This window comes from Candidatus Leptofilum sp. (assembly GCF_965223285.1).
Lineage (GTDB): Bacteria > Chloroflexota > Anaerolineae > Promineifilales > Promineifilaceae > Leptofilum.
The window spans coordinates 1,498,923-1,512,929 of sequence record NZ_OZ244997.1; the positions used below are offsets into that span (position 1 = coordinate 1,498,923).

Annotated in this window: 16 protein-coding genes; 4 read left to right on the forward strand and 12 right to left on the reverse strand. The window is 51.9% G+C overall.

Going from position 1 to position 14,007, the window contains the following annotated elements:
* Window positions 1-22 precede the first annotated feature (22 nt).
* The 12 genes from hisE to hisG all read right to left on the reverse strand — a co-directional run bounded on the left by hisE (window position 23) and on the right by hisG (window position 9,156).
* Window positions 23-304, reverse strand: coding sequence for a phosphoribosyl-ATP diphosphatase (gene hisE / locus ACOQPU_RS06980; RefSeq protein ID WP_420644401.1), 282 nt, complete (start codon window positions 302-304; stop codon window positions 23-25).
* Complete coding sequence (locus ACOQPU_RS06985; protein ID WP_420644402.1) at window positions 297-1,052, reverse strand: DUF429 domain-containing protein; 756 nt, start codon at window positions 1,050-1,052, stop codon at window positions 297-299. The genes hisE and ACOQPU_RS06985 overlap by 8 nt, the downstream gene beginning before the upstream one ends.
* A 53-nt stretch (window positions 1,053-1,105) precedes the next feature.
* Window positions 1,106-1,432, reverse strand: a complete 327-nt coding sequence (gene hisI, locus ACOQPU_RS06990) for a phosphoribosyl-AMP cyclohydrolase (RefSeq protein WP_420644403.1) — start codon at window positions 1,430-1,432, stop codon at window positions 1,106-1,108.
* A 13-nt stretch (window positions 1,433-1,445) separates the two neighbouring features.
* Window positions 1,446-2,294, reverse strand: a complete 849-nt coding sequence (gene hisF, locus ACOQPU_RS06995; protein ID WP_420644404.1) for an imidazole glycerol phosphate synthase subunit HisF — start codon at window positions 2,292-2,294, stop codon at window positions 1,446-1,448.
* A 20-nt stretch (window positions 2,295-2,314) separates the two neighbouring features.
* Window positions 2,315-2,698 (reverse strand): VOC family protein, encoded by a 384-nt coding sequence (locus ACOQPU_RS07000; RefSeq protein ID WP_420644405.1) that lies wholly within the window; start codon window positions 2,696-2,698, stop codon window positions 2,315-2,317.
* Window positions 2,695-3,384: a YjjG family noncanonical pyrimidine nucleotidase gene (locus tag ACOQPU_RS07005; RefSeq protein ID WP_420644406.1), complete on the reverse strand. Its 690-nt coding sequence runs from the start codon at window positions 3,382-3,384 to the stop codon at window positions 2,695-2,697. Before ACOQPU_RS07005 ends, ACOQPU_RS07000 begins: the two co-directional genes overlap by 4 nt.
* A 14-nt stretch (window positions 3,385-3,398) precedes the next feature.
* Window positions 3,399-4,139, reverse strand: a complete 741-nt coding sequence (gene hisA / locus ACOQPU_RS07010; RefSeq protein ID WP_420644407.1) for a 1-(5-phosphoribosyl)-5-[(5-phosphoribosylamino)methylideneamino]imidazole-4-carboxamide isomerase — start codon at window positions 4,137-4,139, stop codon at window positions 3,399-3,401.
* Between the two features lie 15 nt (window positions 4,140-4,154).
* Complete coding sequence (gene hisH, locus ACOQPU_RS07015; RefSeq protein ID WP_420644408.1) at window positions 4,155-4,838, reverse strand: imidazole glycerol phosphate synthase subunit HisH; 684 nt, start codon at window positions 4,836-4,838, stop codon at window positions 4,155-4,157.
* Window positions 4,839-4,868: 30 nt separating this feature from the next.
* On the reverse strand, window positions 4,869-5,462 hold the full coding sequence (hisB, locus tag ACOQPU_RS07020) for an imidazoleglycerol-phosphate dehydratase HisB (protein ID WP_420644409.1): 594 nt from the start codon (window positions 5,460-5,462) through the stop codon (window positions 4,869-4,871).
* A 112-nt stretch (window positions 5,463-5,574) separates the two neighbouring features.
* The gene (hisC, locus tag ACOQPU_RS07025) at window positions 5,575-6,723 is read right to left on the reverse strand and encodes a histidinol-phosphate transaminase (protein ID WP_420644410.1); all 1,149 of its coding nucleotides are present in this window, start codon (window positions 6,721-6,723) and stop codon (window positions 5,575-5,577) included.
* Window positions 6,724-6,771: 48 nt separating this feature from the next.
* Window positions 6,772-8,085 (reverse strand): histidinol dehydrogenase, encoded by a 1,314-nt coding sequence (gene hisD / locus ACOQPU_RS07030; protein ID WP_420644411.1) that lies wholly within the window; start codon window positions 8,083-8,085, stop codon window positions 6,772-6,774.
* Window positions 8,086-8,130: 45 nt separating this feature from the next.
* Window positions 8,131-9,156: an ATP phosphoribosyltransferase gene (hisG, locus tag ACOQPU_RS07035; RefSeq protein WP_420644412.1), complete on the reverse strand. Its 1,026-nt coding sequence runs from the start codon at window positions 9,154-9,156 to the stop codon at window positions 8,131-8,133.
* A 388-nt stretch (window positions 9,157-9,544) separates the two neighbouring features.
* Here hisG and ACOQPU_RS07040 point away from each other — a divergent pair, with 388 nt between their 5' ends.
* The 4 genes from ACOQPU_RS07040 to ACOQPU_RS07055 all read left to right on the forward strand — a co-directional run bounded on the left by ACOQPU_RS07040 (window position 9,545) and on the right by ACOQPU_RS07055 (window position 14,003).
* Window positions 9,545-11,269, forward strand: coding sequence for a universal stress protein (locus tag ACOQPU_RS07040; protein WP_420644413.1), 1,725 nt, complete (start codon window positions 9,545-9,547; stop codon window positions 11,267-11,269).
* 33 nt (window positions 11,270-11,302) lie between these two features.
* A complete protein-coding gene (locus ACOQPU_RS07045) occupies window positions 11,303-13,033 on the forward strand; it encodes a universal stress protein (RefSeq protein ID WP_420644414.1) in 1,731 nt (576 codons plus the stop codon).
* A 71-nt stretch (window positions 13,034-13,104) separates the two neighbouring features.
* Window positions 13,105-13,416, forward strand: coding sequence for a hypothetical protein (locus ACOQPU_RS07050; RefSeq protein ID WP_420644415.1), 312 nt, complete (start codon window positions 13,105-13,107; stop codon window positions 13,414-13,416).
* A 128-nt stretch (window positions 13,417-13,544) separates the two neighbouring features.
* Window positions 13,545-14,003, forward strand: coding sequence for a hypothetical protein (locus tag ACOQPU_RS07055; RefSeq protein WP_420644416.1), 459 nt, complete (start codon window positions 13,545-13,547; stop codon window positions 14,001-14,003).
* The last annotated feature ends 4 nt before the right edge of the window (window positions 14,004-14,007 follow it).

Consider the following 14,007-nt stretch of genomic DNA (forward strand, 5'->3'; position numbering starts at 1 on the left):
GATTTTATCACACAATGGGATTTTATTTGTGGCGCGACGCTAGCTCCTGGCGAATATCATCCCAGGTGAGATCGTGCGAAACCAGCAGGACGAGCAAATGGTAAACAAGATCGGCCGTTTCTTCGATGATGCGCTGATTGCCTTGACCTTTGGCAGCCAAAATCACTTCAACTGCTTCTTCCCCTATCTTCTTAACGATTTCATCTTCGCCGTCTGCCAGCAGGCTGGCGGTGTAACTGCCGGGCACGGGGTTGGCTTTGCGATCCTGCAAAGTGGTAAATAGTTGGTCGATAAAGTCACTCATCAGATTGCTCTCTTTGCTGTCTCACCCAAATCCAGCCCTCTTTTTGGGCTTGGGGGCGATTTGTCGGTGGCTCTGCCAGCCCACGCAGGAAGTCTGTGCCTGCCAAGACGCATAGGGCAGCGTCCAGGGCATCGTCGCTGTTTTCCAGCAGGTGCGTGGCTGGCGGTAGCGTCACATCGTTTGTAAGTTGGTTGAGGATGGCGATACGGCCGTTTCTCCCATCCTTGCCTTTATAACTTGGTACTTTCATTGGGGCAAACAGCGTTTTCAGCGTACCGGCCGGATACACTTCAATGGCGTGAATTGGGTGCGTAAGGTGAGGTTCCCAGGCGAGGGGAATTTTCCGCCCCGTGTGCCGGCGGAGTTCTGCCAGCAGGCTGAGGGCAGCGTGGGCGGTGCGGGCAATGCGGTCTGCGCCCACATCCAGCGGCAGTTTGCCAATGCGTTGCCAGATGCGCCGGTCAGTTTCACGGCGAAACAGCATGTTTGGAGGGATTGGTAGGGCATCACCCGCCTGGTGGGCGGCAAGCTGGTTGCCTAAATCGGCAGGCCAGCCCAGCGGTGCGTCCAGGGCTAGCAGGGTTGGGCAATTGGGGGAAATCCAGTTGACAATGGTTTGGGCGCGTGATGATGATTTGTTGCCGAGGGTGACGGTTTGGATAGAAACGGCCGTGCCGTCCCACGTTCCCAGGGCCAGCCCGGTTTTTTGCGGCTGCGTGGCGCAATCAATGCCGATAATCGTAATCATGAGAAGAAAAAGCGGAACACCGAGATGTGTAGAGGAGACACAGAGGACAATCTCTAATCTCCAATCTCTAATCTCCCAAAAAAGCAGCTTTCTGCCCCGGTATGGCAAGCGGGGCCAGCAGAGTCTACTTGTAGCAACAGGGTATCGCCATCACAATCGACTCGGATTTCTTTAACGCGCTGGACATTGCCGGAGGTGCCGCCTTTGTGCCACAGCTCCTGGCGGCTGCGGCTCCAAAAGTGGGCTTCGCTGGTTTGTTGCGTGAGTGCCAGTGCCTCGGCGTTCATCCAGGCGACCATGAGGATTTCTTTCGTGGTGTGGTGTTGGAGAACGGCCGTAATTAACCCTTTCTCATCAAATTTCAAATTATGTACTGACATACTGTTTACCGAATCACTGTCTCACTGGAATACCTTGTTTCGCTAAATAATCTTTCACTTCGGCGATGGTGAGCTGCTTGTAGTGAAAGAGTGAGGCGGCCAAAGCGGCATCCGCGCCCCCTGCGGTGAGGGCCTGAGCGAAGTGGGGCAGCGTGCCTGCCCCGCCAGAGGCAATGACGGGGATGTTGACGGCGTTGGCAATGGTGCGAGTGAGTTCGAGATCGTACCCTTCCTGCGTACCGTCACCATCCATGCTGGTGAGCAAAATTTCGCCCGCACCGCGCCGCTCGGCCTCTTTGGCCCAGGCCACGGCATCTAGCCCGGTGGGCGTGCGGCCACCGCTCACATACACTTCCCAATGGTTAACAGATAATGGGGAATTGTTAATAGTTAATTTTTGGGCTTCTAGCTGTTCACTGGCTACCGATGACTGATCACCGATTACTGAATACTGATTACCGACACGTCGAGCATCAATGGCGACCACAACCGCCTGGCTGCCAAACGCTTCTGCGCCTTGGCTGATAATTTCAGGGTTGCGGACGGCCGCAGAGTTGACGCTAATTTTGTCGGCCCCGGCGCGCAGGATGCCACGCATGTCGTCTACGGTGCGGATGCCGCCGCCAATGGTGAAGGGGATGAACACCTGATCCGCCACTGCGCGAGCCAGTTCCATGACCGTTTTACGTGCTTCATGGGTGGCGGTGATGTCCAGAAAGACCAGCTCATCGGCTCCGGCTTCATCATACAGTTTGGCTTGCTCAACGGGGTCACCCGCATCGCGTAGCTCTACAAAGTTGATGCCTTTGACGACACGGCCGTCTTTTACGTCTAAACAGGGAATAATGCGTTTGGCTAGCATGGGATGCTCTCTTTTCTGTCTTACACCGTTAGTTCAAGGCGATTGCCGTCTGGGTCTAATACGACGCTTTCATAGTAGCCGTCGCCTGTTGTGCGTGGCTGGCTGACAATGTGACAGCCTGCTTCATGTAGCTGCTTGGTTAATGTATCAACGGCCGTTTGACTACCTAAACTGATGGCAAAATGAGCCAGACCCATCTGTTCGGTTGAGGAAACCGCCTCAATAATATCTGGGCGCTGCATGAGTTCCAGCCTGGTACCACTCTCAAAGGATAAAAAGTAAGAGGTAAACCCAGTCTTGGAGTTGACGTAACGAGATGAGGAACGGCCGTTAAAAAATTTTTCGTAAAAGATGCGCAACAGTTCTAGCTCCCGTGTCCATATAGCAACATGTTCGATCTTCATACGGCCGTCCCGTTGAGAACGTGAGACAGCTGGTTGAGCTGGCTGATTTCATGGGTAACGGGCAGGTCGGTGGTTTTGCCGTTAGGGTTGAACCAGCAAGTGTCGATGCCGTAGTTGATACCGCCCACCATGTCTGAGGAGAGGCTGTCGCCGATGATGAGCACGTCGCTTTTGGTGGGTTGGTTCATTTGGGCGAAGGCGGCATCGAAGATGTCTGGATTGGGCTTGGAGCTACCAATCTCTTGCGAAATGATGATGGGCGAGAAATATTGTTTCAAGCCGGATTTTTCTAACCGAGAGTGCTGCACGTCGGCCAGTCCGTTAGTGATGATGCCGAGTTGGAATCGGCCGTTTAACCCTGTCAGAAGCTCCATGGCTCCATCAACCATCGGTGCCTGCTGGCCCAGGTTGGCTAGATAGGTATTGGCAAACACGATGGCATCGTAGCGAATCGCCAGCTCATCGAATAAATCGTGAAAGCGTCCAGTTCTTAATGTTTCCGGCGTAATTTCCTTGCGCTCGAGACGTTGCCAATAGCTTTTGTTGATTTGGTGGTATCGCTTCTTTGCCTCCGGGGGGAAAGCGAGGCCGTGTTGGGTAAAGTTAGCTTCTAAGGCCAATGCTTCCGTTTGATCAAAGTCAAGTAGCGTGTTGTCCACATCAAAAAGGAGCCATTTGTAAGGCATAAAGTGACGCTCCTTTAAGCGGCCGGGATGCGTTTGAACGCTTCTTCCAGATCAACACGGCCGTCGTAGATAGCTCGCCCGGTAATGACCCCGACAATGCCGTTGGCGGCTTGTTCATAGCTGCGCTCAATGTCCTCCAAAGATGCGACGCCCCCAGAGGCGATGATGTTCAACCCTGTGGCTCTACTCAATTGCGCTGTAGCAGAGACATTGACACCGCTCAACAGCCCGTCCCGACCAATGTCGGTATAGACAATGGTTCGCACGCCACGATTGAACATCTGCTTGCCTAAATCAACGGGATTAACGGCCGTATCCTTTAACCAACCGCGCGTTTTTACACGGCCGTTGTGGGCATCTATCCCTACCACGATTTTCTTCTTGCCAAACGTGTCGATGGCTTTGCTAACTAGCGACGGCTTCTCGATGGCAACTGTGCCCAAAATGACGCGCTTGGCACCCGCCTCGATGGCACGGTCGATATCTTCCAGGCTGCGGATGCCACCGCCAAACTGGACTTTTGCGCCGAGTTCGCAAATGGCGGGCAGTGCAGCCCAGTTGGTGGTGCCTGCTTCATCAAACGCGCCATCCAAATTGACCACGTGCAGCCATTTGGCACCTACCTCTATCCATTTTTGGGCCATTTGGACTGGATCATTGCCAAAGACGGTTTCTTTTTCGGGGTCACCTTGCTCTAGCCGAACGATACGGCCGTTGCGCAAATCAATTGCAGGGAAAATCGTGAATTTACTCAAAAGGTACCTCTTGGGTTAAAGTTTTTCAACAAAATTTTTTAAGATAGTCAGCCCCACGCTCTGGCTCTTTTCTGGGTGAAACTGCAAGCCATAGATGTTATCTTTGGCAATTACAGAGGCAAATGGCATTCCGTAATCGGTCCAAGCCAGTACAGCCGTTGCGTCCTCAGGATCGCAATAATACGAATGAACAAAGTAAGCGTAGTCACCAGCCGTGATTCCCTCCAGAAGAGGGTTCTCCCAGGCAGGTTCCAGTTGATTCCAGCCCATGTGGGGAATTTTTAGAGATTGGAGATTGGAGATTAGAGATTGGTTCTCATTTTCAATTACCATTGATAATTTGCCATCAACCATTGACCATTTTTCTGGAAACCGCACCACTTTCCCAGCTAATAAATCCAAACCTTGATGCACGCCCATTTCATGCCCTTCGCTGAACATGAGCTGCATCCCCACGCAGATGCCTAGGAACGGGACACCGCGCTTGACCGATTCATGAATTGCTGCTGGCAGGTTGTGCTTGCGCAGGCCGTCCATGCCAGAGCCAAAGGCACCAACGCCAGGCAGCACGAGCTTGTCGGCGCGGCGCACGACATCTGGGTCGTTGGTCAGATGCACTTTCGCCCCGATATGTTCAAACGCTTTTTGCGCGGAGCGAATGTTGCTCGCCCCGTAGTCGATCATGGTAATTTTGGTCATGTTTCGGTTATCCGTAACAATAATCACTGCTCATTCGGTGAGCGTGCCTTTCGTAGAGGCTACATCCATCCGGCGGGGATCGATGGTAACGGCCGTTCGCAGGGCACGGGCAAATGCTTTAAACAACGCCTCTGCCTGGTGATGGTCGTTACGTCCGTATTCAATGCGGGCGTGCAGGTTCATTTTGGCATGAGTAGCCACCGACTCAAAGAAATGTTGCACCAAATCCGTAGGCATCTGCCCGATGGCCGGGGTGTGCCATGAGCCGTGAAAGACAGTGTACGGCCGTCCGCCCAAATCAATGGCGACAAAGCCAAGTGCCTCATCCATGGGCACATAGGCGTGTGCTGTGCGGATAATGCCTTTGCGGTTGCCCAACGCCTGGTTGAGTGCCTGCCCTAACACAATGCCCACATCTTCGATGGTATGGTGGGTGTCAATATGCAGATCGCCAGATGCCTGCACCGTTAAATCGAACAAGCCGTGGACGGAAACGGCCGTTAACATATGGTCAAAAAAACCAACCCTGGTGTTGATGTCATGCTGCCCTTGACCATCCAGATTAATTGAAATGGATATATCTGTTTCTCTGGTTTGACGATGAATGGTTGCTGTTCTTGTCATCTTGAATTGCTTTTAAGAAAATTTATACGAAGGAACGAAGACAGGAAGAAACGAAAAGGGATTTATACGCTTTTTTCTTTGTTCCTCCGTTCCTTTGTTTCTTCGTGTAAAACTAATCCCCTAAACGACGCAGTTCGGCAATGAGCCGATCTGTTTCCTCTGGCCGTCCAGCACTAATGCGGATGCAATTGTCTACGCCAGGCTTCTTGAAATAGCGAACCAATATGCCTGCTTGCTCCAAATCCAGCTTTAGCTGTTGGGCATCGCGGCCTACGACCCGGCATAAAATAAAGTTTGAACGGCTGGGGAATGGGTTCAGGTAGCTAATTGTACCCAATTCTGTGAAAAGATGCTCTCTTTCCGTCACCAGTAGCTGTACTTTTTCTTGTAGCCACTGTTGATCTTCTAATGAAGCCAGGGCAGCCAGTGAGGCAGCCACGTTAATGTTGTATGGTTGCTTGATTTTCCACAGGTGCGGCAGCAACCATTCCGGGAAGGCACCATAACCCACCCGCAGACCAGCTAGCCCGGCCAGCTTGCTAAACGTCCGCAGCACGGCCAGATTATCATATTCCAGTGTCCAATGAATTCGGCTTGATGAATTAGCCGCAGAGATCACAGAGGACTCAGTGGTTTCTTCTCTTTTCTCTCTATGGCCAAAATCAAAATCGACATATGCTTCATCCAGCACAACAAGTAGGGGGAGTTGCAGCAGGCGGCGCAGGTCGGTGTCGGTGATGGTGCTGCCGTCGGGGTTGTTTGGGGAGCAAAGAAAGAGGATTTTGGCGGTGGGATGGTTAGCAACAGCTTCCTCGATGGCAGGGATATCCAGACGGAAATCTTCCTTACGCCACACCTGCACGTATTGGCCGCTGTTGACGGCCGTACTGAATGGATACATGCCAAACGACGGCGGGCAATCAATGACCACATCATTTGGGGACAGCACCACGCGCAGCACCAAATCAATCAGCTCGTCAGCGCCCATACCGGTAAGCAATCGCTCTTTGGGCATTTGCACAAATTGGCTGAGCGCGTCCCGCAGTTGGTTGGATTCAGGGTCGGGGTAGATGTGAAAGAAACGGCCGTCTCGCAATGCGGCCAAGGCTTTTGGCGATGGCCCATACGGATTTTCGTTGGCATCCAGCTTCACAATTTCTTCCGGCGCGCGCCCCAGCCGCGCCGACAGCACCTCAAAGGGCACAATTGGCACATAAGGCTCCATCTCGGCAATATCTGGTCGTACGAATTTGTTGGTCATTGATTGGTGATTCCTTTTTTAACCACGGAGGACGCTGAGGTTTTTATTTTATCTCATTCTCCTGTGGGCGGCGTTGGCGTGGCCATCTAACCCTTCTGCCTGGGCAATACGAGCTGCCGCCACGCTAATTTGGGCAGACGTTTGGTCATCGAGCTGGACGATGCTGCTAATCTTCACAAAATCCAGCACGTTAAGCGGAGAAGCGAAGCGGGCAGTGCCATTGGTGGGCATCACGTGGCTAGGGCCAGCAACGTAATCGCCGAGTACCTCAAAGCTGCGTTCGCCAATGAACAAACCCCCGGCGTGTGGAATTTTGCCTATGTATGCTTCTGGGTTGGCTGTGGCGATGCAGGTGTGTTCGGCAGCAAAGTTACTGGCAAGCTGGCACGCCTGATCCAAATCGGCTGTGAGCACAATGCCACCTCGATTGGCTAATGAGACGGCAATCACCTCGCTGCGGCTCAAATCTTCCATTTGGCGGGCGATTTCTACCTGAACCGCTTCAGCCAGCTTTGTTGAGGGCGTAAAGAGGATGGCTGTAGCCAACACGTCATGTTCGGCTTGAGCCAGCATATCGGCCGCAACCCAGGCTGGATCGGCCGTTTCGTCGGCTACCACCACCGTTTCGGTGGGACCGTATAGCCCGTCGATGCCCACAATGCCGTACACCTGCCGCTTGGCAAGCGTGGTAAACAGGTTGCCAGGGCCGACAATCTTGCCTACACGTCTAACGCTCTCGCTGCCAAAGGCGAGGGCAGCAATGGCCTGTGCCCCACCCAAAGTGTAAATGGTGTTCACGCCTGCAATGGTTGCGGCTGCTAAAATAACGTCGGGAATGCGGCCGTCTCCCCGTCCAGGTGGTGTGGCTACTACAATTTCTTTCACCCCCGCTACTTTGGCTGGAATAACCGACATGAGCAGTGAGGAGGGTAAGGGAGCCGTGCCGCCGGGTACATAAATGCCGACGCGGTCAATTGGCGTGACTCGCTGGCCTAAAATGCCACCCATCTCGCGGGTTTGCCAATTGGGCAATGGCTGTTGCTGATGAAATGCTTCAATGCGTCCAGCAGCCAGTTCCAATGCTTCTTTTAAGTCAGTGGGGATTCGGGAAACGGCCGTTTCAATCTCCGCCTTATCAACATGCAAACTTTCCAATTCAACCTGATCAATTGTGGCCGTCCAGTGGCGCAGAGCCACATCCCCACGCTGCCGCACATCTTTAAGAATGATGGCAACGGCCGTTTCCGGCGTAGCCCCTTCCCCAAACAGCTTATTTAGGCTGGCCTGTAGTGCGGGTGGCACGTCTGGTTCAAGCGAATCCTCCCGCCGCAATATCTTTTCTTTGGCTTCTTGTACGCTCAATATGTTTATCATAACTGATTAGACCTACTGATCATTGAAAGCGGCTTACTGATCACCGTTCAGGGCAGTCAACATCGCTCGATACCGTTCTGGCTCTTCCTCAAAAATATATTTGCACGGCGACACAACCACACCGCTGCCGCCAATTGTTCGCAATTCTGCAATTGCCTTAAACAAACTGGGTTTTTGGATGACAATGTTGACGGCAAACCAGTCTGGCTCATCTGGTACGTGGTGCCGCGCCACGACGGGGGCGATGGTAGGGCCACGCAAACCGCGCAAATGTGGCTGGCTAAGCATCTTTTCAGCAATGCTTTCTGGCGAAGTGCCACGCACATTGGTTGTCACCAGATATGAATTTTCGGCACGCAAATGGGCTTCAATATATTCGATGAGCTGCCGCGCCACCGAAAGCACTTCTGTCCGCGTTTTTAGGGCAGCTTTGTTGGCTACCAGGCACGCCTGCGAGCTTAGAATGAGGCCATCATCAATTTGGCGCAGGTGATTGTCTCGCAAGGTAATGCCAGATGAAACTAAATCGGCGATGACGTCTGCGTAGCCAATTTTGGGCGCAATTTCCAACGTCCCTTCGACGTTGATGAGTTTGACCGGAGCAACGCCGTATTTTTCTAAAAACGCACCGGTAGTTTTGATAAATTTGGTGGCCACGCGCAGGGAACGGCCGTTCTCGCCCAAATCCTTCGCCCAGGCGGCTAAATCTGCCATCGTGCGGGCTGGCATCTCTTCGGGAACCGCTAGATTAAGCGTGCAGGGGCCAAAGCCCAGGGCATCGTGCAAAATGAGGATGGTATGGGAACGGCCGTATGCTTTTTCCGACAAGATGTCCAATCCAGTCAGGCCAAAATCAATGCTCCCCTGCCGCACCCCGGTCACAATGTCGCCTGGCCGCTGGAACATCACTGTCAGTTCTGGCAAGCTGGGAATCTTGGCTTCATATTGCCGGGGATTAGGGCGGAAAATCTTTAGGCCGCACGCTTCTAAAAAGTCAAACGCATCTTTATGCAAGGCCCCTTTGCTGGGGAGAGCCAAGCGAATATCAGTTCGAGACATCTAAAACTCCTTGAGTTTGGTTTCATCCATTTTGTGTTACTCAAGTTTCACTCACAATTAAGGAAGGAAAATAAAAACACCCTTCTCTTGCTTGAGGAGGGTGCTAAGTTAGCACAACAAAAGAACTGTGCAATGAATTCTTAGAAACGACCGATTTTCGGGATAAATGGTTGACTAATATGCTATTCATTACTTTCTCCTTTGCTGGGTAAAATGGTAAAATTGGGCAAAACAGATTAGCCTTTGGTGGTTATAGAAAAGGGCAAAAAGATAATTGCTAACGATGGGTTAACATCTTTTTTAACAGTTTGTTATAGCTGTCGATTTCCATGTTGGCAGATGTGTACAATGTTTAAAAATTTCTCACTATTTTTAGGTAGGTTGAACCGTGTCTATTCCAAGAACAGTTGTATACAATACGGCCGTTGAAGATTTCAAACGGGCGCGTCGTGCAGCAGCAATGCAGCAAATGATGGCCCGCCTAACGGGAAAGTCGGCCGATTTGCTGGCTTATGATGATGTGTGTCAGGCAGTGAAATCTTCTGACGGGGTACAGCAAGGTGTCTATGAAATTCCGCTAGACGCCATTGTGGGCAGTGTGGGGCGCTACCAAGATTTTACGCGTGCTTTCTGGCCCAAAAATGATAGCGATGAAGAGCGATGGGTTCGGGTGAAAACGGCCGTTAACGACATGGTCGGTATGCCCCCAATCGAGGTGTACAAAGTAGGGGAAGTCTACTTTGTCATTGATGGCAACCATCGCGTTTCTATTGCGCGTCAGCTGGGTACCGACAGCATCACCGCCCGTGTAACCGAAGTGCAGTTGCGCGTGCCGCTTTCGGCAGAAGACGATCCGGATGAGATTATCTGCAAAGCGCGGTACGCAGAATTTTTAGAACGCACCAACCTTGACAATTTACGCCCACAGGCAGATTTGCTGCTGACGTTTTGCGGCCAATATCATCAGCTTTTGGATCAGATTGAGGCACACGCAGAGCTATTGGCAGCAAAAGGGGAAGCCCTGGATGCCAACACGGCCGCTTGCCGCTGGTATGACGAGGTGTACTTGCCCGTTTTGCGCCACATTCAAGCACAGGGCATCATGCGGCTCTTTCCAGAGCGCACCAGTGCCGATATGTACATTCTCTTTTCAGAGCGGCGGGCTGAACTGGAGTCTTCATTGGGCTGGGAAATTGAACCAGAAACGGCCGTGTCTCAACTGATAAGCGATGTGGTTGAAAAGCCCAAAGGATTGGCTGGCTGGCTGCAAGCATTGGTGCCGCCTGAGCTGGTAGAAGGGCCACCCCCAGGGCGATGGCGCGAATTTCAGGCGACACGTGCCATGGGGCGTTTGTTTGCTGACTATTTGGTAGGCATTCGCGGCAGCGAAACCGATTGGTTGATGTTGGATGAAGTGATTCGTGTGGCCCAGCGCGACAATGATCGTCTGCTGGGGCTGCATGTTGTTCCCAAAGCAAGTCAGCGTAACAGTAGTTCCGTTGCCAAAATCAGAGAGCGGTTTTTGCAGACTTGTGCTGAGGCTGGTCTGGTTGGTGAGTTTGCCGTCGAGGTTGGGTCGGTGAGAGAAACGATTGTAAAACGTGCCGCCTTTGCCGACTTGGTTGTGCTCAATCTGGCACATCCGCCGGGGCCACAACCACGCGAGCGGTTGGGTAACCGCTTCAGCCAACTGGTGCAGCATTGCCCGCGTCCCATTTTGGCGGTGCCAAGCTACGCTAAAATGCCGATGGAGCGCACGCTGTTGGCTTATGATGGCAGCCCCAAAGCGGATGAGGCATTGTTTGTAGCCACCTATTTGGCCGCACGCTGGCCGTTGTCTTTAACCGTGGTTACGGTAGAAACGGAACATACTTCAGCGGAGGCTTTAGAGCGGGCGCAAGCATATTTAACAGAAAACGGCGTTCAGGATGTGGACTATGTTTTACGCCAGAGGCCTATTGCTGATGCTGTATTGGAAACGGCCGTGGCGCAGGACATTGATTTTCTAATTATGGGCGGATTTGGCTTTCGGCCCATGATGCACTTAATGTTAGGAAGTACAGTAGACACCATTTTAAGACGATTTAAGCACCCGATATTAATCTGTCGGTGAGCGGCTGCCTTAAAGAAGAGAAGTAAAAAGCATATGGATAGTACCTATTATTATCAAGCTGCGCTTGAAGATTTTCATCAAGCACGTCGTCAGGCAGCGATGCAGCAACTGTTGTCCCGATTTACCGGTGAGCAAACAGAGTTGCTTTCATATGACGACATTAGAAAAAAGCTAAAAGCAACCAATATCCGTGAACGGGGCCTGCAAGAGATTCCCGTTGACAAAATTGTTGGCAGCGTTGGACGCTACAAAGATTTCACCCGCAGCTTTTTGCCGGCTTCCAATAGCGGCAGCGAACGATGGGCGCGGGTAAAAGCGGCCACGTCTGACTTTGTTGGTCTGCCACCGATTGAGGTGTACCAACTTGGTGACGCCTATTTTGTGATCGATGGCAATCATCGCGTTTCCATCGCACGACAGCTAGGCACCCCAACCATCTCTGCTTTTGTAACGGAAGTGAAAACGCGCGTGCCGTTTACAGCAGATGACGATCCCAATGAAATTATTTGCAAGAGTCGATACGCAGATTTTTTGGAGAAAACAAACTTGGACAATCTGCGTCCTGGCGCAGATTTGCTTATGACCTTTTGCGCCCATTATTCGCTTTTGTTGGATCATATTGATGTCCATCATTATTACATGGGGGTCGATTTGCAGCGTGATGTTTCTTATGAAGAGGCCGTGGCACACTGGCACGATGAGGTTTACTTGCCGGTGGTTCAGATGGTGCGCGAGCAGGGGATTATGCGTCAATTCCCTGAACGTACCGAAGCGGATATGTATACGCTGCTGGCGGAACACCGGGCGGAATTGAAAGAAGTGCTGGGCTGGGATGTTGATCCAGAAACGGCCGTTTCCGATATTCAACGGAAGAAGAAGCCAGGGGCCGCCATTGCCCGCGTTATAGAGGCTGTGGTGCCAGATGAGCTTGAATCTGGCCCGGCACCGGGCGTTTGGCGTGAGGAGCGATTAGCAAAGCGTTCGGTTGACAATCTGTTTAATGACACCTTGCTGGCCATTTCCGGGGAGCCAGACGATTGGCGCGTGTTAGAGCAGGCCATCATGATGGTGCAACGGGAAAACGGCCGTTTGCGTGGGGTCTATGTTGCCGATAAGAAAAAAGGTAACGGGGACGACGCTGAAATTGCTGAAATCCGCGACAAATTTGAGTGGCTTACCGTCGAGGCAGGCATTGAAGCCAACTTTTCTGTGGAACTGGGAACAGTTGCCCGCCAAATTGTTGCCCGGGCTGCCTTTGCCGATTTGGTGATGCTGGCCTTGAATTGCCCCCCAGGGCTTTCCATATTAGATCGGCTTGCTTCTGGGATGCAAACAATATTGCAGCGCACACCGCGCCCGGTAATGGTTGTTCCGTCTGTTTCACCTATGCAGCATGCACTCTTGGCCTATGATGGTAGCCCCAAAGCAGAAGAAGCATTGTTTGTGGCTACTTACTTGGCAAGCCGGTGGCAAATAAAACTCACTGTCGTAACAGTGAGCAACGATGACAATGGCAAGCTCGATATTGCCACCCGTAAACAATCGCGAGCCAAGACCTACCTGAGTGTGGCTGGCGTAGAGGCCGATTATTTGCTTCCGGTTGGGCCAGCAGCTGCATCGTTATTGGAAGCGGCTGATAGCCAAGAAGCAGATTTCATGATTATGGGCGGCTTTGGCAATAGTTCTGTAAAGAATTTGATGTTGGGCAGCACGCTAAACCGCGTTTTGTTGGAGTACAAGCAGCCCATCCTCATCTGCCGCTAGTTTCTCTTACCATGAATCCATTTTCACAATTTCTTCGCCAATGGTCTAAAGACTGCTCTCTTAATGAGTTTGTGGCGAAGTGGGATCAGTTGGAAGCGGTTGTCGTGCAGGTGCATCGGGAAAAGATGACTGTAGCCGAAGCTGCACCCATTTTTGCAGAGGTGTGGCCTTGGCTGCGGCGGCAATATGGGGGATGGGTTGCAACTTTACGGCCGTATTGGCAACAAACCAAAGCTGCCGGTGAGCAAACCCAAACAGACCCCTTCCAACTCCTGCTCGATTTAGAATCCCCGACGGCTATTTTAGGCAATTGGCGTGCCATGCAGCATCTTCCTGCTGCGCGCGAGGCACTCAACCACCTGCTGCGTGATCAAAATGACTAACACCCCGCAAAAAAATATTGCGCTAAACCCCATAACCCATTAGAATCAATCTAAAGCCGTATGTTATGTTTATGAAAAGTTGAATTAGAGCCGTCTCACAATTGGCTTCTACTTGCAAGCGAGTCCTTATGAAACAAAAACATTCTTTTAATTTCATGATTGGTCTCCTCATTGGCGGGTTGGTTGGCCTACTGTTTTGGTATTGGCAAAAAAGCACCTCTGCCGAGGATGGCGCGCTGGCACTTTTAGACAAGCTCGCCGCCACCGAAAAGCGGGTTCGTGAGTTGAAAACAGAAATGGCTAGCGGCGTGGCGGAACCGGAACTTATGCGTAGCATCCCGCTGCCTAACCGGCCAACCGAAGTACCATCATTTTTGACCAAGAATCGGTCCCCCGAAATTGCCTCTAATGATTTAACACAGGTGAAGGGCATTGGTGCCGTGTTTAACGGCCGTTTGCAAGCCGCCGAGGTGAAAACCTTTGAGCAACTAAAAGCACTCTCCCCAGAGAGATTGGCGGACATTTTGCAGATTCGTTTGGGACGCGCCGAGAACATTTTGGCTGAAGCACGTCATTTGAACCAGTAAATGG